The 1,406-nt window shown below is 48.2% G+C and carries 1 protein-coding gene; it reads right to left on the bottom strand.

From position 1 onward, the window contains the following. On the bottom strand, positions 1 to 1,406 hold a 1,406-nt coding region (locus V5290_RS17220), incomplete at both ends, for an Ig-like domain-containing protein (RefSeq protein WP_333388713.1).

The following is a 1,406-nucleotide window of genomic DNA, read 5'->3' on the forward strand; positions in this document are numbered from 1 at the left end:
GGATCAACCGTCACTGTCACGGTTTCTGTATTGCCATCTTCATTGGTGTACGTAAATTCGTCTTCACCATTAAAGTCTGCGTTTGGTGTGTAAGTCACGGTGCCGTCAGCGTTAATCGCTACTGTCCCGTTCGTGCCGTCTGTCACTGATGCAACAGGTGAAACTTCACCATCGGCATCCGTATCATTTGCGACGACATCGATAACCACTGGCGTGTCTTCGTCAGTCGTTGCGCTGTCTGCGACTAATACTGTGTCATCAGCAATCGGATCAACCGTCACTGTCACGGTTTCTGTATTGCCATCTTCATTAGTGTACGTAAATTCGTCTTCACCATTGAAGTCTGCATCTGGAGTGTAAGTCACTGTACCGTCAGCGTTAATCGCTACTGTCCCGTTAGTACCATCGGTGACTGACGCAACAGGAGATGTGACACCGTCTGCATCGCTGTCATTTGCAACGACATCAATCACCACTGGCGTATCTTCATCAGTTGTTGCTGAGTCTGCGACTAATACTGTGTCATCGGCCACTGGATCAACCGTCACTGTCACGGTTTCTGTATTGCCATCTTCATTAGTGTAAGTAAATTCGTCTTCACCATTAAAGTCTGCGTTTGGTGTGTAAGTTACGGTGCCGTCAGCGTTAATCGCTACTGTCCCGTTCGTGCCGTCTGTTACTGACGCAACAGGAGATGTGACACCATCTGCATCGGTATCATTTGCGACTACATCGATAACCACTGGCGTATCTTCATCAGTCGTTGCTGAATCAGCTACTAATACTGTGTCATCGGCCACTGGTTCAACCGTCACTGTCACGGTTTCTGTATTGCCATCTTCATTGGTGTACGTAAATTCGTCTTCACCATTAAAGTCTACGTTTGGTGTGTAGGTCACGGTACCGTCAGCGTTAATCGCTACTGTCCCGTTCGTACCGTCTGTGACTGACGCAACAGGAGATGTGACACCATCGGCATCCGTATCATTTGCGACGACATCGATAACCACTGGCGTATCTTCGTCAGTCGTTGCGCTGTCTGCTACTAATACTGTGTCATCGGCAACTGGATCAACCGTCACTGTCACCGTTTCTGTATTGCCATCTTCATTAGTGTACGTAAATTCGTCTTCACCATTAAAGTCTGCGTTTGGTGTGTAGGTCACGGTGCCGTCAGCGTTAATCGCCACAGTCCCGTTCGTGCCGTCTGTCACTGATGCAACAGGAGATGTGACGCCATCTGCATCCGTATCATTTGCAACGACATCGATAACTACTGGCGTGTCTTCATCAGTTGTTGCGCTGTCTGCTACTAATACTGTGTCATCGGCAATCGGATCAACCGTCACTGTGACCGTTTCTGTATTGCCATCTTCATTGGTGTACGTAAATTCGTCTTCACCATT

The organism is Psychromonas arctica (genome assembly GCF_036697365.1).
In the GTDB taxonomy this organism is placed as follows: Bacteria; Pseudomonadota; Gammaproteobacteria; order Enterobacterales; family Psychromonadaceae; genus Psychromonas; species Psychromonas arctica_A.